Raw genomic sequence first — 22557 nt, forward strand, 5'->3', positions numbered from 1 at the left:
GCGTCCATTCCGGGTGGGGAGGCGTGATCGCGTCTCCCCACCCGGAATCCCACCGGACCCACTGGTCCGGAACCTCAAAGGCCCCTGGTTAACCGTGAGTTGCCGTGCTATCTTCGCAGGTCGGTCCAGCAGGTATACCGACTCATGGGGGACAGTCGGTGGAGACAGGCGCGGGGTTCGGTGAACCCGGGAGCGATCTCGAACGTGTAGACGGACTTCAGCTGCTCGCCGAATTGACCGACAAGTTGTGCGAACTCAGCTGTCTGGACGATCCACAGCAGCGGGTGCAGTTCGGCGTCGTGCTCGGGGAGCACTTGAACCGGCCGGTCGACTTACGGGGCGTCAAACTGCGCGACGACGCCATCCTTCTCGCACGTGCGTCATTGAGCGTGGCGGGCGGAGAACGCGTACTCCAGTTGGTGGTGCGAGTTTATGAAGGACCGACGGCGGCAGGTGAGTTGGAGCGACTCTTCGCCCCGGTCGTCGGGACGTCCGCAAACGAGGTGCCGTCCGGTCCGCTGCTCTGGGAGGAAGAGCGCGACGCCCGCACCCTTCTGGACTCCGCCAAGGGTGAAGTTCCCGCACTTCGCCTGCGGGACGAACTCGTCGGGGAACTGAACGGCGTCGACCTCCCCATGGGGCTCTCGCCAGAACAACTCTTCACCTACGTCGTCGAGTTGAATGTTCAGCCCGACGGCCTTCCTCCCGCGGTGCTCCTTTTGGAACACGCGGCCCTGCTCGCCGCGACTCCCGATCATCGGACGGATCTGGCCGACTGGGCCAGGAACTGGGCACAGCGGGCGGGCCTGTCGGAGGCACTGGAACGCCGCCGCGTCCGGCGCGCCGCCGCTGCGTACAACCCCGGCATTCCCCGCTGCCTCGTCGTGGCCGTGGAGCCCGCCAGGGACGGTTCGGACGAGATCGTGGTCCGCCCTTGGCTCAACACCGCGCCCGGCCGCTGGAACCCGCAGCCCGGAGAACCCGAGACGACCACGCTGGACGACCTCGGCCCGGCCGTCGAACGAACGCTGCGCCGGGGCGCCTGGCTGTGGACGGCCCAGCAGGAGTCACCCCCCGATGGACGGGAACAGGCGCCGCCGTACGTGGAGTTCGTCCTTCCGTACGACCTCCTCAACCACGATGTGTCCGGATTGAAGTTCCAGACCGGCGACGGGAGACCGTTACCGCTCGCGCTGAAATACGCAGTGCACCTACGCAGTCTGGAGCGGATGCGTACCACCGACGTACGGATTCGCCACCAATGGCTCGCACGTTGGCGCGCTCTCAGCGAGCAAGGAGTCGTGGTGCACGGCTGGCGGGAGCCCGACGCCGACCGGCTGGACGAGTGGGAAACCGTGCTCGCCGGGGAAAGCAGACATACGGCAGTCGTCATGGACGCTCCTGGATCCGCCTCGCCACTGGCGGCGCTCAAAGCGGCCATCGCCGAGGGTATCGGGCTGGCTCTCTGGGACCGTCGGGGCGTTTTCATCGAGGAGCGGCGGGAAGTGGTGACTGCTGTGTTCGCGTCAGTGCCGACGCCGACACAGATCCCCTTGGCCATCCATCGTCTTCGCCTCAGGGCCGAACTCAACAACACCGACGGTCCCCATCTGCTCGGGCGTCACATCGCTTTCTTCTGGGACGACCCCCATCGACTCGTCGACTTTCACGACTTCGACCAAGACGATCTCGCCAGCGAGGAGGCACCGGCATGACCACGCAGGAGCAGACGGTTCCCAGTGACTGGCACGTCTTCCACGCCACCGGACATGCCCCGGACGGTCTGCCGCCCGAACTGCCGGCGGCCCCGGCGTGGCGGCAGTTCCGCGGCGGCCCGCTCCAGCCTTCGCCGCCGGACGACGAAGAGGCCGCGACGCGGCGCCTGGGACCCGGCGATGTGACCAAGCAACTCGGCGCAGGGGAGACCGACATCGTCAACGCGGCGTTACTGCTGCGTCGACCGCTGCTGATAACCGGCCCACCCGGCATAGGGAAGTCCACCCTCGCCTTCCTCATCGGACGCGAACTCGGCCTGGGACGCGTCCTGGAATGGAACATCGTCAGTCGCACCACACTGCGCGATGGGCTCCACACCTATGACGCACTGGGGCGGGCACAGGCCATCGCGGCCTGGCGGGCCGGACTGCGGGGGGCGGCTGCCGGGCTCGACGACGGCGCCGACGACACCGCATCTGTTTCCCCGTTCGACCCTCAACAGAGCCCCACGTTGGGGGAGTTCGTCACCCTCGGCCCGCTGGGCACAGCCTTGCTGCCCTACGCCCGCCCCCGTGTCCTGCTCGTCGACGAACTGGACAAGAGCGACATCGACCTTCCCAACGACTTGTTGCACGTCCTGGAGGACGGCAGCTACGAGATCCCGGAACTGGTGCGCGACGCAGCCGAGTCGGCCCCCGTACACACCAGCGACCCCGGCGGCCACGCGGTGATACGTGACGGACGGGTCGAGTGCCGGGAGTTTCCGGTCGTGGTGATCACCAGCAACGGGGAACGGGAGTTCCCGGCCGCGTTCCGCAGGCGCTGCCTCCCACTGGAGATGCGGCCGCCCACCCGGGAGCAGCTTCTGGCCATGGTGGAGAGCCACTTGAGGGCGCGCCCGGAGGGCACGGAGAACCTGGTGGACGGCTATCTTCGCCGGGTAGGGAGCGGAGGTACCCACTCTCTCGATCAGTTGCTGAACGCAGTACAGCTGACTACTCTCGGTGGTATCCAGGCCGACGCTCCCAGCAGTACGCTGAGGGAATTGCTGCTCCGCGATCTCGCGAAGGGCCGCTGAATTGACCGGCGTTGACAGGGAGCGCTCATCCGAGCAAGGCGACGAGGACCCTACTGCGGGGACGTCGTCCGTCTTGTCATTCCCTGAAGCCGAGGCGGACGCGTTACCGCACTGGAAGGAACTGGTCGACGGCGTGTGGCTGGCGGCCTACTGGGATCGCTGCGGTCACCGTGCCTACGACAGCACGGTACCGGATCCGGCCGACGACGGGGCCTTGGTCCACCCGCAGAGTGACCCGCCGGTCTCCACCGCCACGGAGCAGCCTCCTGAGGCACCTTCCGACGATGAGAGCCGATCCAGTGCCTCGTACGCTCGCCGGCCGGTTGCGGCGTCGGTCGGAGTTCAGGGCGTCGGCGGCACGGTGTCGAGCCCCCGGCTGTTACCTGATCCCGAAGGCACCGAGGTATTACACCTCGACCGGCCTCTGCTGCCGGACACGGAGTCGGCGCGGGGAACACCGGGTCCCGGCAGGGAGACAGCCCGACTCGCCCGCGCCCTGCACAGGCTCACCCGCCGTGTTCCGTCCTGGGTGACCAGAGAACTGGACGAGGAGACCACCGCGGAGCGGGGCATCGTCGACGGGTTGTGGATGCCGTACCTGCGGCCGGCTCTCACCTCGGCCTTCGATCTGGTTCTGCTGATCGACGACGCGCCCACCATGTGGATCTGGCAGGACACCGCCGACCAGGTGGTCGAGGCGGCCGAGCAGAGTGGCGCGTTTCGTTCCGTGCGCGTCGCGAGGGTCACGGTGCCGCGCGAGGGATTACCCACCGTGCGGCGCGGCACCGAACAGGTCGCCACCGATCCCGCCGAACTCCTCGACGGAAGCGGCGGTCGCGTCTTCGTGGTCGTCACCGACGGTCTGGCCCACGGCTGGGCGGGACCCGCCGCCGACGCCCTGCTGGGCCGTCTGGGACGGGCGGGCCCCACGGCCGTTGTCCATCTGCTTCCCAGCCACCTTCGACGCCGCTCCTCGCTGTACCCGTACGAGGCGGAACTCGGGGCCGGTGGCTTCGGCGCGACCAACACCGGCCTCGAACACTGGCCGCCGCCCGGCGGCCCTGATCCGATGCGTCCCCTGCCGGAGGGAAGCGACGGGTCCGTGCCAGTGCCCGTCCTGTCGCTCAACCCCGGATCGATCGCCTCTTGGGCCGAACTCGTCACGGGGAAGCAAGGGGTACGGCGTGGACTCCAGGTCGTGCTGGCCGGAACCCTCACCAAGGGCGCGCCCGCACTGGGCCTGAACGTGCCGCGGTTTCCCCACGCGGCGACGGCCACCGTGCGCCGTTTCCTCAAAGTCGCCACTCCGTCGGCACGCAAGCTCGCCTGTCAGTTGGCCGCGGCTCCCTTCGAGCGGGAACTGATCGGCCAGATCCGCAGCCGGATCAAGCCGGAGGCCCGTCCCGATCACCTCGCCGAGATCCTGATGGGCGGCCTGATCGACTGGAACGGAGAGGGTGAGGGGCAGCCGGAGTTCGCCGAGGGCGTGAGGGAGGCACTTCTGGCGACCACGACCCGAGTCGAGCTCTGGAACACGGTCAACGCCCTGGTCGGCCTTCCGGCAGCCGGTCGGCGAGGTGTGGCGCTGCGTGCCGCTCTGCTTGATCCGGAGGACACCGCGCTGCCCGATCCCGCGGAGCACAGCTCGGTACTCGCCGAGTTGGCGGTAATGCGAGCTCTACGAAGCAAGGGCTACTCCGAACGGGTGAATCGCATCGAAGCGCGTTTGGCTGCATCCGGCGCGGCGAAACCTGCCGCTTCTGGTGGAACCGGCGGAGGAACGGGCATTGATCACCCCGTGTCCAGAGTCCCCGATCTTCCACCTGGAGGGCACGTGGCGAGTCCGGTTACCGACGCATCCCATCCCGAAACACCGGAGGCTGAAACCCCCATGCCGAGCACCGTGACCGGAACGTCGATGACCGGAGCATCGGCTCTCCTGGTGAACGTCCCTCTGCGGAACACTTCGTTCGTGGGCCGGATGAGGCTCCTCGAAGCGGTGGAGGAACAGCTGAGCGCCCAGGACACCGCAGCCGTGCTGCCGCACGCGCTGCACGGGATGGGAGGCGTGGGCAAGTCCCAGCTCGCGCTCGAATATGTCTACCGCCATCAGCAGGACTACAAGGTGATCTGCTGGATCCCTGCCGAACGGGAAAGTCTGATTCTTACTACGCTCGCCAACCTGGCCGCGCGGCTGCGAGTCGTTCCCGCGGTGCAGGACGGCGGTAGCGCACCGGCCGCCAACACGGCCGTACCCGCCGTCCTGGAGGCGCTGCGTTCGGGAGCGCCGTACGACAACTGGCTGCTGATCTTCGACAACGCCGAGAACGTCGAGGGGGTGCGGAGCTACTTTCCCGCCAACGGTCCGGGGAAGATCATCGTCACCTCCCGCAACCGAGAGTGGGAACGCGTGGCGACACCGCTTCGGGTCAACGTGTTCGAGCGGGAGGAATCGATCGAGCTGCTCCAGAAGCGCTCCCCCGACCTGTCCCAGACCGACGCGGGTCGGCTCGCGGCGGCCCTGGGAGACCTTCCGCTCGCTGTGGAACAGGCCGGGGCCTGGCGTGCTGTCACAGGGATGCTCGTAGACGAATACCTCGATCTCCTGAACCAGCGCAGTCCGGAGATCCTCGATCTCGCCCCGGCTCCCGACTACCCCCTGACCGTCGCGGCGGCGTGGGACATCTCGCTGGAGCGGATCGGGGAGAACAGCCCGGGCTCGCGCGAACTCCTGGACATCTGCGCCTGCATGGCTCCGGAACCGGTTCCGCTCTCCATGCTCCGCAAGAGTCGTGGTATCGACATCACACCCGACGTCGACCCCATTCTGCGTGAGTCGATCAAGCTCAGTCGGGCCATTCGTGACCTGACCCAGTTCTCTTTGGTGAAACTGGACCTTCGGTCCGATACGTTGCAGATGCACCGTCTGTTGCAGAACGTACTGCTTGCCAAGCAGGGACCCGAGGAACGTGAGCGTATGCGCAACGCCGCCCATCAACTACTGTCGGCGGCCAAACCCGGCCACTTTGCCTCGTCCCAGGAGTGGCCCGCCTACCAGGCTCTGCTGCCGCACGTGCTCAGCTCCCAGGCTGTGACGAGTACGGACACGTATGTGCGTGAACTGGTCTATGACACCGCGCTGTTCCTCTACTACTGGGGTGACGTCGAAGGTGCCGCCGACCTTGCCCGACAGGCGTACGAAGCCTGGTCCGAGGCGTCCGGCGAGGAAGACATTCGTGTCATCCGTATCTCGAAGATCCTGGCGTTCCTGCTGCGCGTGGTCGGCGAGAGCGGTGAGTCCATCCTGCTCAACGAGAAGGCGTTGGAGGTGTCTCGTCGAGTGGAGGTCGATGAGGAGGACCTCATCGACTCCATGATCGAGCTGGCCGACGCACGGCGCTTCCAGGGCAGGTTCGCGGAGGCCCGTGATCTCGGCCAGGAAGCCACGGAACGGGCTCGCGCCCAGTTGGGGCCCGTTGACGAGATCACGTTGCGGGCCGCACACAGTTGGGGCGTCGACCTGCGTCTGTGCGGTCAGGTCCGTGAGGCGCTGCCCATGGACCAGGAGACGGCGCGCCTGCGCGAGGAAGTGTTCGGCCCCGCCAGTTCTCTGACGCTCAACAGTCTCAACGGACTCGCGAGTGACATCCGCGAGAGCGGTGACTATCCCGCCGCTCGCCTCCACCAGGAGGACGTACATCGCCGGGCGCGCGCCGCGCTTGGCGACGACAACCCCCTCACCATGCGCATCGCGGGCAATCTGGCGGTCTGCCGTCGTCGCGACGGCGCGATCACCGACGCCGCGAAGCTCTCCGACGAGACGCTCAACGGGTTTGTGGCAGCCTACGGTCACAATCGCCCCGACTCTCTCGCGATGGCGATCAACGTCAGTGTCGACCGGCGTCTCACCGGTGACTTGCAGGGCTCGCTCCAACTCGGCGAGGAGACGGTGGGGCGCTGTGCGGATCGCTTCGGTGAGAACCACGGTCATACCCTCCTCATGAAGGCGAATCAGGCGGCCACCCTGCGCGCCCTGGGGGAACTCTCGGCCGCCCAGGATTGCGAGGACGACGCGGCCACGCGGTTGGCCGAGACGGTCGGGCCCAACCACGTGATGACGCTGACCGTCGCGATCGGCCAGGCGAACACGGCATACCAGTGGCTGGACTTCGACCGAGCCCGCCAGATCGACGAAGCCACCCTCCCGCTGCTTGCCGAGGTGGCTGGAGAGGATCACCCGCTGACTCTCTCCTGCACTTCGAACCTGGCACTCGATCTGCGGGGGCTGAGCCGCGGGGCAGAGGCGGACGAGATGGAGCGACGCGCGGTGGAGGGCTTCAAGCGAGTCGTCCGGGAGGACCACCCCTGGCTCCTGGCGGCCCGTCAGCGCCGGCGGATCGAATGCGACATCGCGCCGATGCCGTTGTGACACGGTGTCCCGGCTGCGTGCGGCACGTGATGCCGCCCAGCCGGGATGCCGTGCCGGTCAGCACAGGAAGTCGTAGGGGAACTCGGAGCCGTGTCACGGGGGCCACATGTCGACAGTTGTCTTCATCCATGGGACAGGGGTGCGTGAACCCGGCTTCTCGGCCTTGGCCGGCCGGGTCGCTGCCGGGCTGGGCGCGCTGCGCGACGGACTTCGGGTCGTGCCCTACTACTGGGGAGGCCCGCACGGGGCCACGCTGGCCGCCGGCGGGATGAGCCTGCCGCCGGAGACGGGCGCGAGCCGCGGCCTCGGTGATGCCCCCGCCGGATCGGACGCGGACGACGACACAGCCGCCTGGGCCGTGCTGTACGCGGACCCCGACGCCGAACTCGCCCTGGCGGCCGCGGAGGCCGCGTCGGACGTGGAACGCCCGCCGGGGACCGTGCCGGCCGAGCAGAAGTTACAGGCGCTGCTGGTCGACCTGGCAGCCCAAGGTGACGGACCCGCAGCCGAACTCGGCCCCGGCCTGGCGCGCGCCGCGTCGGACCTCGCCTCCCACCCGCTGCTGGGCCCGGCAGCCGCCGCCCTGAGCCCCGATGAACTGGCGATCGTCGCCGCCCGCGCTCTGGTCGCGCGTCTCATGGCCGACACGCTGGACGCCGACTCTCCGCTCATCCCGGTCGGTGACGTCCGGGACACCGCGGTCGACAGGGTCGCCCAGGCACTGGGCGCGCCGGCCCGGGGCGCGGAACGCGGCGTGGGGACACGGCTGTTGCGGATGGTGGGCCGTGGCGTCTCCCGTGCCGTCGTGCGCCGCCGACGGGCCCTGACCGAGGCCGCCCACCCCGCCGCCGGGGACATCCTGCGCTACCTCAGCCGCGGTGAGGCGGTCCGGGCCGACCTGCGCGCACTGATCGAAGGACTCGAACCACCCGTCACCCTCGTCGGCCACAGCCTCGGCGGAATCATCGCCCTGGACACGCTGGTCACCACCCCGCTTCCGCAGGTCCGCCTGCTGGTCACCGCAGGCTCCCAAGGGCCCTTCCTCTACGAGTTGGGCGCCCTGCCCTCCCTCATGCATCCTGACCCACTGCCGCGTCACGTCCCGCACTGGCTGAATCTGTACGACCTTCGGGACCTGCTCAGTTACCTCGGCGCCGGTCTCTTCGCCGGGCGCGTCACGGACATCGCGGTCGACAGCCGTCAGCCGTTCCCCGCCGCGCACAGCGCCTACTGGACCAACCCCGCCGTGTACCGGCACATCGTGGACCGGTTGCCATGAGCGGCGCCGGGGTGGCGAGCCGGGTCCACGCCTTGATCGTCGGCATTGAGAAGTACGACGCGGGCAGTGCTTGGGACCTGCCCGGACCCGCAAGGGACGCTCTCGCGTTCCATCGGCTGCTACGTGGTGCCGGGGTTCCGGAGTCCCAACTGCGGCTGCACCTCGCCCCTTTGCCTCCGTTCGTTCCTGACACTCCTTACGGGTCCGCCGACCATGCCACTTTGCGTCGCGTGCTCGTACGTGAACTCCCGTCCGTCCAGGGTGACGTCCTGTGGGTGTGGTGGGGCGGTCATGGCGTCCTCGACCGTGCCGAACACCTCCGACTGCTGTGCTCCGACGCCACCACGGGCGACAAGGTGGCACTCGACCTCGACTCCGCTCTGGCCCGCTACGCAGGTGACGCCGTGCCCGGACTCGCCGAGCAACTGTGGCTGGTGGATGCCTGCGAGACGTTCGAGGAGGCGCTGGCCTTCCGCGTTCCGCTCCCCGCCGACGCGCTGCCCGTGGGGCATCGCAACCTCGCGCACCGGCAGTCGCTGCTGCGTGCCGCGGGGCGCGGCCGAGCCGCTGCCAACGATCCCGTGCGGGCCACCGGCCTCTTTTCGGAGCTCCTGCTGGACCTGCTCGCGGCCCGCGCCGACGTGCTGCCCGGACTGCCCGATGCGGAGGAACTCTTTTCCGCCGTACGGGTTCGGGTGGATGCCCTGCGCGAGGAGGGCCGGACATTGCAGCATCCGGAGATCCGACTGCAGAGTCCGCGGCGGACCGAGGTGCTGCCCTCGGCGGAGGAGCGCGCGCTCTCTCCGCTCGGCCGCGTGGTGGAGGCGGTCATGGCCTACCCATGGACTGCCGACCCCGTCGAACGGCAGGCCGTCGTCACCGCCCTGGGCTCACGCGTCTACGCGACTCTGCCCCGCCACCACAAGGCCCGCACCGACGTCACAGGCATCCTCAACGCGCTCGGCCGCCGCCGTCCCGAGGACCTGTGGGAGCTGTTCGACATCGTGGTGACTCTCGACGACGATCCCGAGAGGAGGTCCGAACTCGCGGACGCTCTGCGGGAATTCGCGGCATTTCGCACCCGACGGCTTCGTCTGGGCTGATCAGGTGGCGTGATCGTACGGGTTTCCGACTGGGGCTGTGTTCGTCATGATGGACAGTAATGCGGGGCATCGAGTGCCACTGTGTGAAAAGGGGATGCACCTTGGACCAGCCGCCTGCTCTGCACGACGCCCAAGCCGCCGCCCGCGAGCCGGCAGTCGCGGCAGGTGATGTTCTCGACTGGGAGTCCGATCTGGCCGACCTCACAGCGGTGCCGTTGGCCGCCGTGGACGGTCTCACACCGCTCCCCTCCGACTCCCGCATCCTCACCGAGGTGCTGCGTGCCAGGAACAGCACGCGAGGCGGGGGTGAGCCAGGCAGAGCGGAGTGACGAGCAGAGACCGCGCGTGCTCTGTCCGCCGTGTGTTCACACGCCGCACCGGAGGTTCTCGGAATGACCAGCGAGCAGCCCAGGCCCCCGCTTCGCATGCCGAGCCACCTCTTCGAGGAACTCGCCGTCGGCGGGGGCTCGGCCGAGGCTCTCGCCTTTCTCGCGCGCGGTGAACGTGTCCGCAGGCTGCTGCTCCTGCGCACCTTGCTCGCTCGCCTCGACGCAGTGCCCACACCGCTCGACGCACCGGCCGAGGCATGGCGCATCCTGAAGAACGCGGCCGCCAAGGATCCCGGGCGGGTCGAGCGATTACTCCTCGCACCGCAGACCGGCAGTTGGCTCGGCCACGTGCTGCGCCGCCTGCACGGCACCGCCCCGGGGCCGGAACTCTGGGCGGAGACGGGCCACTTGAACGCCTTTGCTGTCTCGGCGGCGCTGCGCGCCGGCACGGAGGCCGACCTCACGGTTCCGCTCGCCGACGGTGCCCTGATCCTGCCGGGGCTGGGAATGGCGCGGTTGCCGGGCGCGCCGCCAGGTCTGTCGGTCGGCCGGGCGAGGGCGACGGGCGGCGAACTGACCCTCGTGTCCGAGGTGACCGAGGTGCCCGCTCTCGTCCTCCGTGACCCCGCCCCCGTCCCCGCTGCCGAGGACTTACCGGACCCCGCTCCGCACTGGGTGCCCCTGCGCACCCTCACCCTCGCCGGGCCGTCGGGAACAGCCGCTGCCCCACTGGACGACCTCGACCCGTACCGCGACCTCGACGACCCCATCGCTCCGGCCAGGCTCGACGCCGAGGAGGCGGCGGAATGGCAGCGGCTGGTCGACGAAGCGGTGGGAATCGTCATCGCCCGGGGCATGTACGGCCCCGGGCGGCTCGATCCCACCGAGATCCGTGCTGTCGTGCCGTGGGGCCGCACAAGTGTCCTGCCCGCCGCCCCACCCACCGTGCGGCTCTCCGCGTCCAGCGGCGATTCCTACGGCGGCATGGTCATCGCTCGCCCCGCCGACCCCCTCGCTCTTGCGGAAACCTTTATCCACGAGTTCCAGCACAGCAAACTGGGCGCCCTGCTCCACCATTTCCGGCTGCTGGACGACGACCGCGAGGAGCGGTACTACGCCCCGTGGCGCGCAGATCCCCGGCATCTCACCGGTCTCCTGCACGGCGCGTACGCGTTCACCGGTGTCGCGGGCTTCTGGCGGGACCGGATGGCCGAGGCGCGGCGGCCCGAGACGGTGGAGGTGGCCGGGTATCACTTCGCGCTGCGTCGGACGCAGAGCCGTCTTGCCGTGCGGACCCTGCTGGTGAGCGGCCGACTGACAGTTCAGGGGCGCGCGTTCGTGGGAGGTCTTGCGCGCACGCTGGACGGCTGGCTGCGCGAGCCCGTCCCGGTGGCCACGCTAGTCCGGGCCCGCATGGCCGCGGCCCTGCACCGCACCGAGTGGCGGCTGCGCAACGTGCTCCCCGTCCCGGTGTCACCCACCGCCCCGGACACCCCTGTTTTCCGTACCGACCGGGTGTCCTGGCCCGACACCCGCACGTACGCCTTCGCCGTGCCGCCCGACGCCCCTCGCACCGCCGACGAATACCTGGCCGCCGGTGACCCGGCCGCCGCGCTCACCCGGTACGCCGACGAGCTGTCCGCCGATCCCGACGAGCCGCACGCCCTCGCCGGATGGATCGTCGCCAGAGCGGCCCTGGACCCGGGTCGGACCACCCGCCGCATGCTGGCCCGCCCGGAGCTCCTACAGCCGCTGCCCAGCGGGTGAGTAGTTCACCCGACCAACCGCAACCTCTCCCCACAAACCCCCACCCGCACCCCCTGCCCCCACGTCAACTCCACCGCATCCCCCTCCATCCCGTCCCCGAACACAATCAACTGCTCGGACTCCACGGTGAGTTGAAGCCCCGCCGAACCCCCCAGCTCGCCCGCCACCAACGACGTACCGGTGACCGGTGAAGGCCAGGCCTCCCGTACGAACCACACCAGTCTGTCCTCCGAGGGGTGTGGCAGGGCGAGGTCGCTGCCCCGCTCCTGCCACACCGACCGGAGCCAGCCCGTGGCCCCGGTGCCCGTTCCCACGAGCACCCCGGAGGACGCCTGGGCCTCGACGACACCCCCGTCGCCCTCCAGGCCCAGGCGGTATCGGGCCGTCTGATGTCCGACGGCTCCCAGATAGATCTCGTTGAGCGCGACCAGCCGCTGGGTGTCGTCGGCGACGGCCTCGACCATGGTGAGTTCGTCGACACCGGTACGGGCCGCGTGGGCCGAGGGCAGCAGCGTGGCCGCGGCCGACGGGCGGTGTCGTACCAGGACGCCCGGGTTGCGGCCGGGGTCCGTGTCGAAGCCCAACACCGGTTGTCCGGAGAGGTACTTGGCGACGTTCGCGACCAGGCCGTCCTGCCCGACCACGGCCACCACGTCCTCCGGCGCGAACAGGAACCGGTCCAAGTCGGCCCGCTCGACCTGGGTCTGACGCCAGGTCAGCGGTACCGAGGACGACACCTCGGCCAGTGCCCGGCGCGTCCGGCGGTGGCGTTCGGCGACCTCCTCGATGTCCCGGCCCCGCGACCGCAGGAAGTACGCGGCCTGGCCGTGCGTGCCGTGCCGGGCCACCAACTCCTCGTACTCCGTGGTCCGATGGACGAGGACGACCCGCGGGGCGAGACTCACGCCGGCTCTCCGGTGCCGAGCCTGGCGAGCAGCCCGGTCAGGACATCCGGCGAGATCGTCACGCTGTCGATGTTCGGCAGGTTCTCCGCGAGCCGGGTCCCGGTGAGCGCGTGCAGGGTCGCGACGTCGACGTCGGCGTGCACCCGCAGCCACGCCGCCTGGGCGTGCGCCCGTGCGTCACCCACCTCGCGCGCGCCTTCGGCCTCGGCACGGGAGAGCCGTACGGAACGCGCCGCCTCGGCGTCCGCGAGCCGTACCGTGCGTGTCGCCTCCGCCTCGGCCCGTACTCCGTCCGCCGCCGCGTGCTCCTCGGCCTCGCGGCGGGTGTTCGTGCCGCGCTGGTCGACCAACTGCTCCTCGCGGCGGGCGAGTTCGATCTGGCTGTCCAGTTCGTTCTCGGCGATCGCGCGCTCTCGCTCGACCGCCACCGCCCGGCGTTCGTAGGTGGCCTTGTCGGCCTCCTGCTGGATCTGTTCGCGGGCCGGGGTGCGCAGTGCCCGTTCCACCTCGGGCTCGGGGCGCAGTGCCATCACGCGGACGGCGACCACCTCGATGCCGGTGGCCGGCAGGCGGGGTTCGGCATGCAGCCCGGCCGCGATCTGCTCCCTTACCGCCGTCACTCCGTCGACCAGCGCGGATGCCAGCGGTGTGCGAGCGAGTACGGCCAGCGCGTGCTGCTGGGCCGTCTCCGTGAGCAGGGTGCCCAACTGCTCCAGAGGCGCGCCTCGCCATACGCCCGTGTCCGGGTCGACCGAGAAGTCGAGCCGGGCGGACGCCAGGGCCGGGTCGTCGATCCGGTAGGTGACGGTCGCCTGGACCGCCACGTCCTGGAAGTCGGACGTACGGGCATGGAAGGTCATGGCCAACTCCCGGTCGTCGACCGGTACTTCGGAGAGCGCGGCGGTCAACGAGCGGAACCAGAAGCTGAGTCCGGGCCCGTCGTGCAGCAACTTGCCCGAGCGGTGGTGGCGGATGTGTGCCGTCGGAGCCCCGCGCAGGTGGCGCCAGCCAAGGCGCCGGGTGATGTCGGCCATCAGAGTCCCTCAGATCCCATCTGGTCCCGTCGGATCGCCTCTCGATCTCGTCAGTAAGACGATAATCGTGCGACGCACTTGTCGTCAAGGGGACGAAAACAAGTGCGGTCTGAAGGCAGTATGAAAAGTAGGAGGGTGAACTCGGGCCCAGGTGGTCAGGATGGAGACATGGCACTCCATGTCGACTCCGAGACCGGGCGGCTCCGCCGCGTCATCCTGCACCGGCCGGATCTCGAGCTCAAAAGGCTCACCCCCGAGAACAAGGACGCCCTCCTCTTCGACGACGTGCTCTGGGTGCGCCGGGCGCGCGCCGAGCACGACGGGTTCGCGGACGTACTGCGCGACCGGGGCGTCGCCGTCCACCTCTTCGGCGACCTGCTCGCCGAGGCCCTGGCGATCCCGGCGGCCCGTTCGCTCGTCCTGGACCGCGTCTTCGACGAGAAGGAGTACGGCCCCCTCGCCACCGACCACCTCCGCGCCGCCTTCGAGGCCCTGCCCGCGCCCGAACTGGCCGAGGCGCTCGTCGGCGGCATGACCAAGCGGGAGTTCCTGGACGCCCACGCGGAGCCGACCTCCGTCCGCTTCCACGTCATGGAACTCGACGACTTCCTCCTCGCCCCCCTCCCCAACCACCTCTTCACCCGCGACACGTCCGCCTGGATCTACGACGGTGTCGCCGTCAACGCGATGCGCTGGCCGGCGCGGCAGCGCGAGACCGTCCACTTCGAGGCGATCTACCGACACCACCCGCTCTTCCGCGCGGAGAAGTTCCACGTCTGGTCCGAGGGGCAGGCCGACTACCCGTCCACCATCGAGGGCGGGGACGTCCTCGTCATCGGCAACGGCGCGGTGCTCATCGGCATGAGCGAGCGCACGACCCCGCAGGCTGTCGAGATGCTCGCGCACAAGCTGTTCGCCGAGGGCTCCGCGCGGACGATCGTCGCGCTCGACATGCCCAAGCGGCGCGCCTTCATGCACCTCGACACGGTGATGACGATGGTCGACGGCGACACCTTCACCCAGTACGCGGGGCTCGGCATGCTGCGGTCGTACACCATCGAACCGGGCGTCGGCGACAAGGAGTTGAAGGTCACCGACCATCCGCCGGAGCACATGCACCGCGCGATCGCCGCCGCCCTCGGGCTGAACGAGATCCGTGTCCTGACCGCCACCCAGGACGTGCACGCCGCCGCGCGCGAGCAGTGGGACGACGGCTGCAACGTCCTCGCCGTCGAGCCGGGCGTCGTCGTCGCCTATGAGCGGAACGCGACCACCAACACGTTTCTGCGCAAGCAGGGCATCGAGGTGATCGAGATCCCTGGCAGTGAGCTGGGCCGGGGTCGGGGCGGGCCGCGCTGCATGAGCTGCCCGATCGAACGGGACGCCGCGTAGAGGTCGCCGCACAGAAGCCGCCGTATAGAAATGCTGCGTGTCGTATAGAATTCCAAACCAAGCACTTGTTCCCCTGTACCCGTATCTCTGGAGCGCCCCCATGGCGACAGTCCCGACCGCCCTCGCCGGCCGCCACTTCCTCAAGGAGCTGGACTTCTCCGAGGAGGAGTTCCGCGGTCTGATCGAGCTGGCCGCCGAGCTGAAGGCCGCCAAGAAGGCCGGGGGCGAGACGCGGTACCTGTCGGGGAAGAACATCGCGCTGATCTTCGAGAAGACCTCGACGCGCACACGCTGCGCGTTCGAGGTCGCGGCGGCCGACCAGGGGGCCTCGACGACCTACCTCGACCCGTCCGGCTCGCAGATCGGGCACAAGGAGTCCGTGAAGGACACCGCGCGCGTGCTCGGCCGTATGTTCGACGGCATCGAGTACCGCGGGGACAGTCAGGCGGCCGTGGAAGAGCTGGGTGCGTACGCGGGCGTGCCCGTATACAACGGTCTCACCGACGACTGGCACCCCACCCAGATGCTCGCCGACGTGCTCACCATGACCGAGCACAGCGACAGGCCGCTCAAGGAGATCGCCTTCGCCTACCTCGGCGACGCCCGCTTCAACATGGGCAACTCCTACCTGGTCACCGGCGCGCTGCTCGGTATGGACGTACGGATCGTCGCCCCGAAGTCGTACTGGCCCGCCGAGGAGATCGTCACCGCCGCCCGCGCGCTCGCCGAGCGGAGCGGTGCCCGCATCACGCTCACCGAGGGGATCGAGGACGGGGTGGCGGGCGCCGACTTCGTCGTCACCGACGTGTGGGTCTCGATGGGCGAGCCCAAGCAGGTCTGGGACGAGCGGATCGCGGCCCTCGCGCCGTACGCCGTGACCATGGACGTCCTACGGGCCACCGGCAACCCGGACGTCAAGTTCCTGCACTGCCTGCCGGCCTTCCACGACCTCGGCACCAAGGTCGGCCGCGAGATATACGAGACCCACGGCCTCGACTCCCTGGAGGTCACGGACGAGGTCTTCGAGTCGGCCCACTCGGTCGTCTTCGACCAGGCCGAGAACCGACTGCACACGATCAAGGCCATACTGGTGGCAACACTGGCCTGACCAGCGTCGATGCCGTCCGGCGGCTATCCCGCCGGACGCCACTGGGGCGGTACGACGGGCAGCCTGAACCACACCGCTTTGCCCGACTCGGTCGGGCGGTGGCCGCACGACGAGCTCAGGGCGCGGATCAGCAGCAGGCCGCGCCCGTGCTCCTGCCAGGGGTCGGGCTCTTCCTCGGCGGGCTTGGTGAGGCTTGTGGGCGGCTCCGGGTCGGGGTCGTGCACCTCGACCTGGCAGCCGGTGGGCAGCAACTCGACCACGAGCTCTATGGGGGCGTCACCGGCGGTGTGCTCCACCGCGTTCGCGACCAGCTCCGCCGTCAGCAGCTCCGCGGTGTCACTGTCGGCCGTGTGCTTCACCTCGGACAGAGCGGTACGGACCAGTGCGCGGGCCACCGGCACGGCCGCGGCGGTGTGCGGCAGTGCGATGCGCCAGGAGGCGGAGGCGGAGGGGCGTTCTTGCAAGGCGGGTCCGTTCATGGAGCAGGCTGTCCTGCTTTCAACTATATGAATGGTACGGCGCCCTTTGTCAGAGTCTCTCGACGGGCTCCGCACGGGACCTTCGTCCCGGTACCGAGCGGCATACCCCGTTCAACGGCCTCTTCCGCATGACAGCTCCCGTTGTTACCGCGCTATTGACGACTCGTGACGGATGCGACGGCGACAGGTCATTTCGACGGGTCATTTCGACATGGCACAAGAACGCCCTCGGGCCCCGTTCGAAAACGGGGCCCGAGGGCGTTCTGCGGGCGAGGATCAGGCCAGGTCGGCCATCCCCGCGGTCAGCGTCGCGCCGTCCGCCGGGTCGATCACGAGGAACGCGCCCGTGCGGCGGGAGACCGCGTAGTCGTCGAGCGCGAGCGGCTCCGCGGTGCGCAGGACGATCCGGCCCAGATCGTTCGCGGTCAGCTCGGCCGCGCCGCCGAGGTCCTTGACGATTGCCTTGACCGTCCGGGTCGTGTGGCGCACCAGCACCCGGTCGCCGACCCGCAGCGGGCGGTCGGCCAGATGGCATACGGCGGCCCGGACGTCCTGCGTGAGCGCGGGCGCGTCGGCCCCGGCGGTGATCATGTCGCCGCGCGACACGTCCCGTTGATCGGCGAGGCGCAGGCTGACCGACTGGGGCGCGTACGCAGCTTCGGCCTCGGTGCCGAGCACGGAGATGCCGGTGATCTCGGACGTCTCGCCCGAGGGGTGGACCGTGACACGGTCGCCGACGCGCAGAGAGCCGGACACCAACTGGCCCGCGTACCAACGGACTTCGCCGTCACGGATGACGTACTGGACCGGAAAACGGGCCGGTGCGTCGGACGGGTCGGCGCCGACCGGCACGTCCTCCAGGAACTCCAGCAGGGCCGGGCCCTCGTACCAGTCCATGTGCTTGGAACGGTCCACCACGTTGTCGCCGACGAGTGCCGACACCGGTATCGGCGTGAAGGACGGCAGGCCCAACTCGGCCGCGTGGCCCGTGAATTCCTCCACGATCCGCTCGAACACCGGCTGCTCGTACCCGACGAGGTCCATCTTGTTGACGGCCAGGACGACGTTCGGGACGCGCAGCAGCGCGGCAACGGCGGCGTGCCGCAAGGTCTGTTCGACGACACCGTTGCGCGCGTCGACCAGGATGATCGCCAACTCGGCGGTGGAGGCGCCGGTGACCATGTTGCGGGTGTACTGCACATGGCCCGGGGTGTCGGCGAGGATGAACCGCCTGCGTGGGGTGGCGAAGTAGCGGTACGCCACGTCGATGGTGATGCCCTGCTCGCGCTCGGCGCGCAGGCCGTCGGTGAGCAGCGCGAGGTCGGGGGCGTCCTGGCCGCGGTCGGCCGACACCCGCTGTACGGCTTCGAGTTGGTCGGTGAGGACCGACTTGGAGTCGTGCAACAGCCGTCCTACGAGAGTGGACTTGCCGTCGTCGACGGAGCCTGCCGTGGCGAACCGCAGCGTGTCGATGGTGATGGTGCTCATGGTTAGAAGTACCCCTCGCGCTTGCGGTCTTCCATCGCGGCCTCGGACATCTTGTCGTCGGCACGCGTGGCGCCCCGCTCGGTCACGTCCGCCTTCGGGCCGCCCCATTCACCGGCGGTCAGCCACATGCCACCGCGGTTGAAGACCTCGCGGTAGTGGGCGAAGTAGATGTCGGGGAGTTCGATGCCTTCGCGGGCGATGTACTGCCAGACGTCCAGCTCGGTCCAGTTGGACAGCGGGAACACACGGACGTGTTCGCCGGGGGCGTGGCGTCCGTTGTAGAGGTTCCACAGCTCGGGCCGCTGCCTGCGCGGGTCCCACTGCGAGAACTCGTCCCGGAGCGAGAACACCCGCTCCTTCGCCCGCGCCTTCTCCTCATCACGACGCCCGCCACCGAACACGGCGTCAAAGCGCTCGGACTGGATCTTCTCCGTCAATGGCAGGGTCTGGAGGGGGTTGCGGGTGCCGTCGGGGCGTTCGCGCAGTACACCGCGGTCGATGTAGTCCTGTACGGAGGCCACATGGAGGCGCAGCCCATGTGCGGTCACCACACGGTCCCGGTACTCGAGGACCTCGGGGAAGTTGTGTCCGGTGTCCACATGGAGCAGGGAGAACGGCACCGGCGCGGGCGCGAACGCCTTCAGCGCCAGGTGCAGCATGACGATGGAGTCCTTGCCGCCGGAGAAGAGAATCACCGGCCGCTCGAACTCACCCGCCACCTCACGGAAGATGTGCACCGCCTCGGACACACCTCGACGGGGGTCGCGACATGCACCTCGACGTACGGCGTCCCGCTCGCCTCGTGGCGCTTGCGGACGGCCTCGCGGCTGTCGGCGTAGGGCGCGATGACCGGGACGACGGAGAGGACGCCGTTGCGCGCGAGCACCTCGGAGACGAGGCCGATGCGCTGCACGTTGGTGTTGCGGTCCTCGCGGGAGAAGCCGAGGCCGGCCGAGAGGAAGCGGCGTACCTCGTCGCCGTCGAGGATCTCCACGCGATGTCCCTCGGCCTTGAGGCGCTCCCCGAGGTGTCTGGCGATCGTCGTCTTACCCGCGCTCGGCAGTCCGGTGAGCCAGACGGTGGCTCCCTGAGCCCTTGCCGTGGTGGTCATGCGCAACAGTCCTCTTTCTTACCCGACGAGCGACGTCGTCGAAGGCTAGGTAAGAACTCTGAGAGGACCTGTTAAAGAAGCTGAGGTTTAGCTGAGTCACACGCCCGCGAACGCCGCTCCCGCGTCCCGCAGCCGTGCGTGCAGCGCCCGGAACACCTCGGCCGAGCGGGCGCCCGGCCAGTCGCGGGGGAGCAGGCTCGCGGGCAGTCCCGGGTCGATGTAGGGGAGGTGGCGCCAGGAGTCCAGGGCGAGGAGGTAGTCGCGGTAGGCGTCCTCGGGCGGGGTGTCCGCGCGCTGTTCCCAGTCGTGCAGCACGCGCGCGTGGCGGTCGAGGAACGCCTCGTGCGCCTTGGCGATCGTGGCGAGGTCCCACCAGCGGGCGACGGCCTCCGCGGTCGCCGCGAAGCCCAGGTGTTCGCCGCGGAAGAAGTCCACGTACGGGTCGAGGCGCAGCCGTTGGAGGATGTGCCGGGTCTCCTCGTACAGGCGCGCGGGTGCGATCCACACACCCGGGGCGGCGGTGCCGAAGCCGAGGCCGGACAGCCGGGAGCGCAGGACGTGCCGCTTCTGCCGTTCGGACTCGGGTACGGAGAACACGGCGAGCACCCAGCCCTCGTCGTCGGAGGGGGTGGTCGCGTAGACGCGTCGGTCGCCGTCGTCGAGCAACTGCCGTGCCTCGGGCGACAGTTCGTAGCCCGCGGCGCCCTGTGCGGTGCGGGCGGGCAGCAGCAGCCCGCGCCGTTTGAGCCGGGACACCGACGAACGCACGGAGGGCGCGTCGACGCCGGCCGCGGCCAGGAGCCGGATCAGCTCCGCGACCGGGACAGGGCCGGGCACGAAGCGGCCGTAGGCGCCGTAGAGCGTGACGATGAGAGACCGTGGAGCATGCTGGTCGGACACGTTGATCATCTTAGGCCGCCGGCATCACTGCTGGTCACCTCGGGTGCGCAAGCTGAGCCTCTACGGTTTGGCGGTCACCGTGGGCAGCGCGTCCCGGAAGACGATCATGCGGGAACGGTCAGGCGGCGACGGCGAGTTGGTCGGCCGCCACCCGGAGCGGGGCGACGATCCGGCCGTCGGGCAGCAGGGCGCCGGTGTCGTCGAAGACGATCGCGCCGTCGCACAGCAGCGTCCAGCCCTGTTCGGGGTGGGCGGAGACGATGTGCGCCGTAGTGGCGGTGTCGGTCACGGGGCACGAGGACTGGTGGGAACACATGGCGTACCTCCACGTCGGATGCGAGCCGTGCGGGCGGCTCCGTCACCGCCCCGCATCGCATATACAGACCATCCTCCCGCCGCGAACTCATCGGAACCGCCTGCTGTGAAGCGTGACAACACGCGGACAACACTCGGACGGTTCGGCGACGCTCGATGCGGACTCGCCACCGAAGGAGTGAGGATCACGGGAGTCGGGGCGATGGACCGGTACCAGTGGAGACCTCTGTTTCTGTTTCAGGTACTTCAGGAGGTCTTTCCATGTCCATGCGTTCCGTCCTCGGTACGGCTGCCGGTGCCGCGCTGCTCCTGCTGGCCGCCGCTCCCGCCGCGACCGCGTCCGCCGACCCCTACGAGACGGTGACGGTCGACCCCACGGGCAGCATCGCCCCGGACGGCACCGTGACCCTCTCCGGCACGTACCGCTGTCTCGGCAACTCGGGCCCGGTGTTCGTCAGTTCGTCCGTCTCGCAGGGCGACCCGTCGGTCCGGCACGGCATCGGCGGCACCCGGGCGGTCTGCGACGGCGTGGAGCACGGCTGGGAGAACTCCGCGAAGCCGTCGTCCGACACGCTCACCCCGGGCCCGGCCCAGGTCGAGGCCACCGTGATGGAACTGTCCTCCCGGGGCGGCCTGCCCCTGCCCCGCTTCCACGCGACCCAGCGGCAGGACATCACCCTGACCGAGAGCTGACCTCCACGTCTTCGGCCCGCCACCCTCAACGGGGGCGGGCCGGACGGGAGTTCGGGTCGGTCAGTGCTGGGTGTTGCTGGCCCAGATCGCGGTCGAGCCGCCGGAGTAGATCACCATGTTGCCGTCGCCCTGGAGCCTGAGGATGGCGCCGTCGTGGCCTTCGGTCTGGCTGGCCCAGACGGGCTGGTTGCCGGAGGTGTAGACGACGAGGTTGCCGTCCGCCTGGAAGACCGCGTGGTAGTTGGAGCCGAAGGTCATGGTGGCCCAACGGGGCTTGTTGTTCTCGTCGTACAGCACGAAGTTGCCGTCGGTCTGCATCCGCAGCCGCGCCTTCTTCGCGTTGATGGACTGGCCCGCGCTCAGCACCCGGGTGGCCGTGACGAGGACGTCCGAGGGGTAGCTCGACGTGGAGGTGGACGTGGAGCTCGATTTCGTCCCGGACTTGGTCGTCGTGGACTTCTTCGTCGGCTTCGCCGCCGCGGTCGGCTTCTTCGTCTTGACGGTCGTCGGCTCGCTCGCCGGGTGCGCGCCGGACGTCTTGACCGGAGTGGTCTTGTGCGGGGCGGCCTTCGGTGTCGCGGACCGCACGGCGGCGGAAGGGCTGGACGAGGCGTAGGCCCCGGCGCCCTGCGTCGCGCCGTCGCCGAGAATGGTGCCCGCCTGGTCGGCGACGACCCGGTCGTGGCTTTCCGGCGTGCGGTCCCGGCTCATCAACAGCCCCGGTACGGCGATCAGCAGCGCGCCGAGCACCGCCGCACCGGCCAGCAGCGGCCGGCCGGGGCGACCGACGGACGCGGTCGCCGTGTCTCCGGGAGTGGGCCCGTCCCCCTCGGGAACGCTCGCGGCCAGCGCCCCGGCGGGCGCCTCGGCCTCCTCCTGCCGCGCAGGCCGCGCGGAAGCGGGGTCCGCGCCGGCCGGCTCCGCGGGATTCTCCGTCGTACGCGCACGGGTGAGCGCTTCGGTCACGGCCTGTGCCAGTGTGGTCGCGGGCCGACTCGGCTCCGCGGCGGCCGCCTCCGGCGAGAGCTGTGCCGCGACGGACTCCGCCGAGACGGTCCCGGCGGAACCGGCAGCCCCTGAACGGGACTTGGGTGCCTCGCTCGCCGTACTTCCCGCCGCCGTCTCCCCGGCGGACGCTGCCGCCGAGGCCTCCGCGGCTTCCCCTGCCGGGGTGGCCGCCGCCGAGGTCTCTGCCGCTGTCTTCCTCGCGGTCGGTCCGGTTCGGTCTGTCATCCGCCCTGTCCGCCCCAATCGCCCAGCAGTTCTTCGTACGTCTGTATGGACAATCCTTTCACGCGCATACACGCACGTGCGCCAACAGCGGTTCCTTTCCCCGGAGTTAACAATCGTCACGCACAAGCTCCCGCGCTGGTACGGCTGTTGCGCGACGGCCCATAATTTGCCGTACGGCATGATGGGGTTGGCCGCAAC

At 69.5% G+C, this 22557-nt stretch carries 18 protein-coding genes and 1 pseudogene; 10 read left to right on the plus strand and 9 right to left on the minus strand.

What is annotated here, in order from left to right; all coding sequences use genetic code 11:
- The first annotated feature begins 284 nt into the window (after nt 1-284).
- From OO70_RS30735 to OO70_RS30765, 7 genes are all read left to right on the plus strand, one after another.
- The gene (locus tag OO70_RS30735) at nt 285-1715 is read left to right on the plus strand and encodes a VMAP-C domain-containing protein (protein ID WP_234336980.1); all 1431 of its coding nucleotides are present in this window, start codon (nt 285-287) and stop codon (nt 1713-1715) included.
- Nucleotides 1712-2794 (plus strand): MoxR family ATPase, encoded by a 1083-nt coding sequence (locus tag OO70_RS30740; protein WP_043678217.1) that lies wholly within the window; start codon nt 1712-1714, stop codon nt 2792-2794. Before OO70_RS30735 ends, OO70_RS30740 begins: the two co-directional genes overlap by 4 nt.
- Nucleotides 2795-2867: 73 nt before the next feature.
- The gene (fxsT, locus tag OO70_RS30745) at nt 2868-7223 is read left to right on the plus strand and encodes an FxSxx-COOH system tetratricopeptide repeat protein (RefSeq protein ID WP_324604885.1); all 4356 of its coding nucleotides are present in this window, start codon (nt 2868-2870) and stop codon (nt 7221-7223) included.
- 106 nt (nt 7224-7329) lie between these two features.
- Nucleotides 7330-8502 carry a hypothetical protein gene (locus OO70_RS30750; RefSeq protein ID WP_043678228.1) on the plus strand — a complete coding sequence of 391 codons (1173 nt, stop codon included), beginning with the start codon at nt 7330-7332 and terminating at the stop codon, nt 8500-8502.
- Nucleotides 8499-9605: a caspase family protein gene (locus tag OO70_RS30755; RefSeq protein ID WP_043678230.1), complete on the plus strand. Its 1107-nt coding sequence runs from the start codon at nt 8499-8501 to the stop codon at nt 9603-9605. The genes OO70_RS30750 and OO70_RS30755 overlap by 4 nt, the downstream gene beginning before the upstream one ends.
- A 101-nt stretch (nt 9606-9706) precedes the next feature.
- Nucleotides 9707-9934 carry a hypothetical protein gene (locus tag OO70_RS30760; protein WP_043678603.1) on the plus strand — a complete coding sequence of 76 codons (228 nt, stop codon included), beginning with the start codon at nt 9707-9709 and terminating at the stop codon, nt 9932-9934.
- 63 nt (nt 9935-9997) lie between these two features.
- Nucleotides 9998-11701, plus strand: coding sequence for an HEXXH motif domain-containing protein (locus OO70_RS30765; protein ID WP_043678232.1), 1704 nt, complete (start codon nt 9998-10000; stop codon nt 11699-11701).
- A gap of 5 nt (nt 11702-11706) precedes the next feature.
- On the opposite strand, the gene OO70_RS30770 is transcribed toward OO70_RS30765, so the two are convergent.
- A complete protein-coding gene (locus OO70_RS30770; RefSeq protein WP_043678234.1) occupies nt 11707-12606 on the minus strand; it encodes an NAD(+)/NADH kinase in 900 nt (299 codons plus the stop codon).
- Entirely contained in the window at nt 12603-13640 is a 1038-nt protein-coding gene (locus OO70_RS30775; RefSeq protein WP_043678236.1) for an SPFH domain-containing protein, read from the minus strand. The genes OO70_RS30770 and OO70_RS30775 overlap by 4 nt, the downstream gene beginning before the upstream one ends.
- Before the next feature lie 168 nt (nt 13641-13808).
- Here OO70_RS30775 and OO70_RS30780 point away from each other — a divergent pair, with 168 nt between their 5' ends.
- Together OO70_RS30780 and argF are read left to right on the plus strand one after the other, a co-directional pair.
- Nucleotides 13809-15032, plus strand: coding sequence for an arginine deiminase (locus OO70_RS30780; RefSeq protein WP_043678238.1), 1224 nt, complete (start codon nt 13809-13811; stop codon nt 15030-15032).
- A 100-nt stretch (nt 15033-15132) separates the two neighbouring features.
- Complete coding sequence (gene argF / locus OO70_RS30785; RefSeq protein WP_043678240.1) at nt 15133-16140, plus strand: ornithine carbamoyltransferase; 1008 nt, start codon at nt 15133-15135, stop codon at nt 16138-16140.
- 23 nt (nt 16141-16163) lie between these two features.
- On the opposite strand, the gene OO70_RS30790 is transcribed toward argF, so the two are convergent.
- The 6 genes and pseudogenes from OO70_RS30790 to OO70_RS30815 all read right to left on the minus strand — a co-directional run bounded on the left by OO70_RS30790 (nt 16164) and on the right by OO70_RS30815 (nt 20434).
- Nucleotides 16164-16619 (minus strand): ATP-binding protein, encoded by a 456-nt coding sequence (locus OO70_RS30790; protein ID WP_043678242.1) that lies wholly within the window; start codon nt 16617-16619, stop codon nt 16164-16166.
- A 276-nt stretch (nt 16620-16895) separates the two neighbouring features.
- Entirely contained in the window at nt 16896-18107 is a 1212-nt protein-coding gene (locus OO70_RS30795; protein ID WP_043678245.1) for a sulfate adenylyltransferase subunit 1, read from the minus strand.
- 2 nt (nt 18108-18109) lie between these two features.
- Nucleotides 18110-18856, minus strand: coding sequence for a sulfate adenylyltransferase subunit CysD (gene cysD, locus OO70_RS30800; RefSeq protein ID WP_043678248.1), 747 nt, complete (start codon nt 18854-18856; stop codon nt 18110-18112).
- Nucleotides 18844-19218, minus strand: a pseudogene (locus OO70_RS30805) (adenylyl-sulfate kinase); the annotation flags it as partial. The pseudogene OO70_RS30805 and the gene cysD, both read right to left, overlap by 13 nt.
- 96 nt (nt 19219-19314) lie before the next feature.
- Nucleotides 19315-20127 (minus strand): PaaX family transcriptional regulator, encoded by an 813-nt coding sequence (locus OO70_RS30810; RefSeq protein WP_043678249.1) that lies wholly within the window; start codon nt 20125-20127, stop codon nt 19315-19317.
- Nucleotides 20128-20236: 109 nt separating this feature from the next.
- Entirely contained in the window at nt 20237-20434 is a 198-nt protein-coding gene (locus OO70_RS30815) for a DUF5999 family protein (RefSeq protein WP_043678251.1), read from the minus strand.
- Between the two features lie 260 nt (nt 20435-20694).
- Here OO70_RS30815 and OO70_RS30820 point away from each other — a divergent pair, with 260 nt between their 5' ends.
- On the plus strand, nt 20695-21126 hold the full coding sequence (locus OO70_RS30820) for a DUF6299 family protein (protein ID WP_043678253.1): 432 nt from the start codon (nt 20695-20697) through the stop codon (nt 21124-21126).
- 60 nt (nt 21127-21186) lie between these two features.
- On the opposite strand, the gene OO70_RS30825 is transcribed toward OO70_RS30820, so the two are convergent.
- The gene (locus tag OO70_RS30825; protein ID WP_043678255.1) at nt 21187-22359 is read right to left on the minus strand and encodes a hypothetical protein; all 1173 of its coding nucleotides are present in this window, start codon (nt 22357-22359) and stop codon (nt 21187-21189) included.
- Nucleotides 22360-22557 lie beyond the last annotated feature (198 nt).

This window comes from Streptomyces xylophagus, from assembly GCF_000716435.1.
Classification (GTDB): domain Bacteria; phylum Actinomycetota; class Actinomycetes; order Streptomycetales; family Streptomycetaceae; genus Streptomyces; species Streptomyces xylophagus.

Excerpts from the sequence above, each read along its gene's own strand:
- OO70_RS30820 (WP_043678253.1), top strand. The coding sequence starts at position 20,695 with ATGTCCATGCGTTCCGTCCTCGGTACGGCTGCCGGTGCCGCGCTGCTC.
- OO70_RS30790 (WP_043678242.1), bottom strand. The coding sequence starts at position 16,619 with ATGAACGGACCCGCCTTGCAAGAACGCCCCTCCGCCTCCGCCTCCTGG.
- OO70_RS30815 (WP_043678251.1), bottom strand. The coding sequence starts at position 20,434 with ATGTGTTCCCACCAGTCCTCGTGCCCCGTGACCGACACCGCCACTACG.
- OO70_RS30795 (WP_043678245.1), bottom strand. The coding sequence starts at position 18,107 with ATGAGCACCATCACCATCGACACGCTGCGGTTCGCCACGGCAGGCTCC.
- OO70_RS30780 (WP_043678238.1), top strand. The coding sequence starts at position 13,809 with ATGGCACTCCATGTCGACTCCGAGACCGGGCGGCTCCGCCGCGTCATC.
- OO70_RS30755 (WP_043678230.1), top strand. The coding sequence starts at position 8,499 with ATGAGCGGCGCCGGGGTGGCGAGCCGGGTCCACGCCTTGATCGTCGGC.
- OO70_RS30740 (WP_043678217.1), top strand. The coding sequence starts at position 1,712 with ATGACCACGCAGGAGCAGACGGTTCCCAGTGACTGGCACGTCTTCCAC.
- OO70_RS30810 (WP_043678249.1), bottom strand. The coding sequence starts at position 20,127 with ATGATCAACGTGTCCGACCAGCATGCTCCACGGTCTCTCATCGTCACG.
- OO70_RS30750 (WP_043678228.1), top strand. The coding sequence starts at position 7,330 with ATGTCGACAGTTGTCTTCATCCATGGGACAGGGGTGCGTGAACCCGGC.
- OO70_RS30765 (WP_043678232.1), top strand. The coding sequence starts at position 9,998 with ATGACCAGCGAGCAGCCCAGGCCCCCGCTTCGCATGCCGAGCCACCTC.
- OO70_RS30775 (WP_043678236.1), bottom strand. The coding sequence starts at position 13,640 with ATGGCCGACATCACCCGGCGCCTTGGCTGGCGCCACCTGCGCGGGGCT.
- OO70_RS30825 (WP_043678255.1), bottom strand. The coding sequence starts at position 22,359 with ATGACAGACCGAACCGGACCGACCGCGAGGAAGACAGCGGCAGAGACC.
- argF (WP_043678240.1), top strand. The coding sequence starts at position 15,133 with ATGGCGACAGTCCCGACCGCCCTCGCCGGCCGCCACTTCCTCAAGGAG.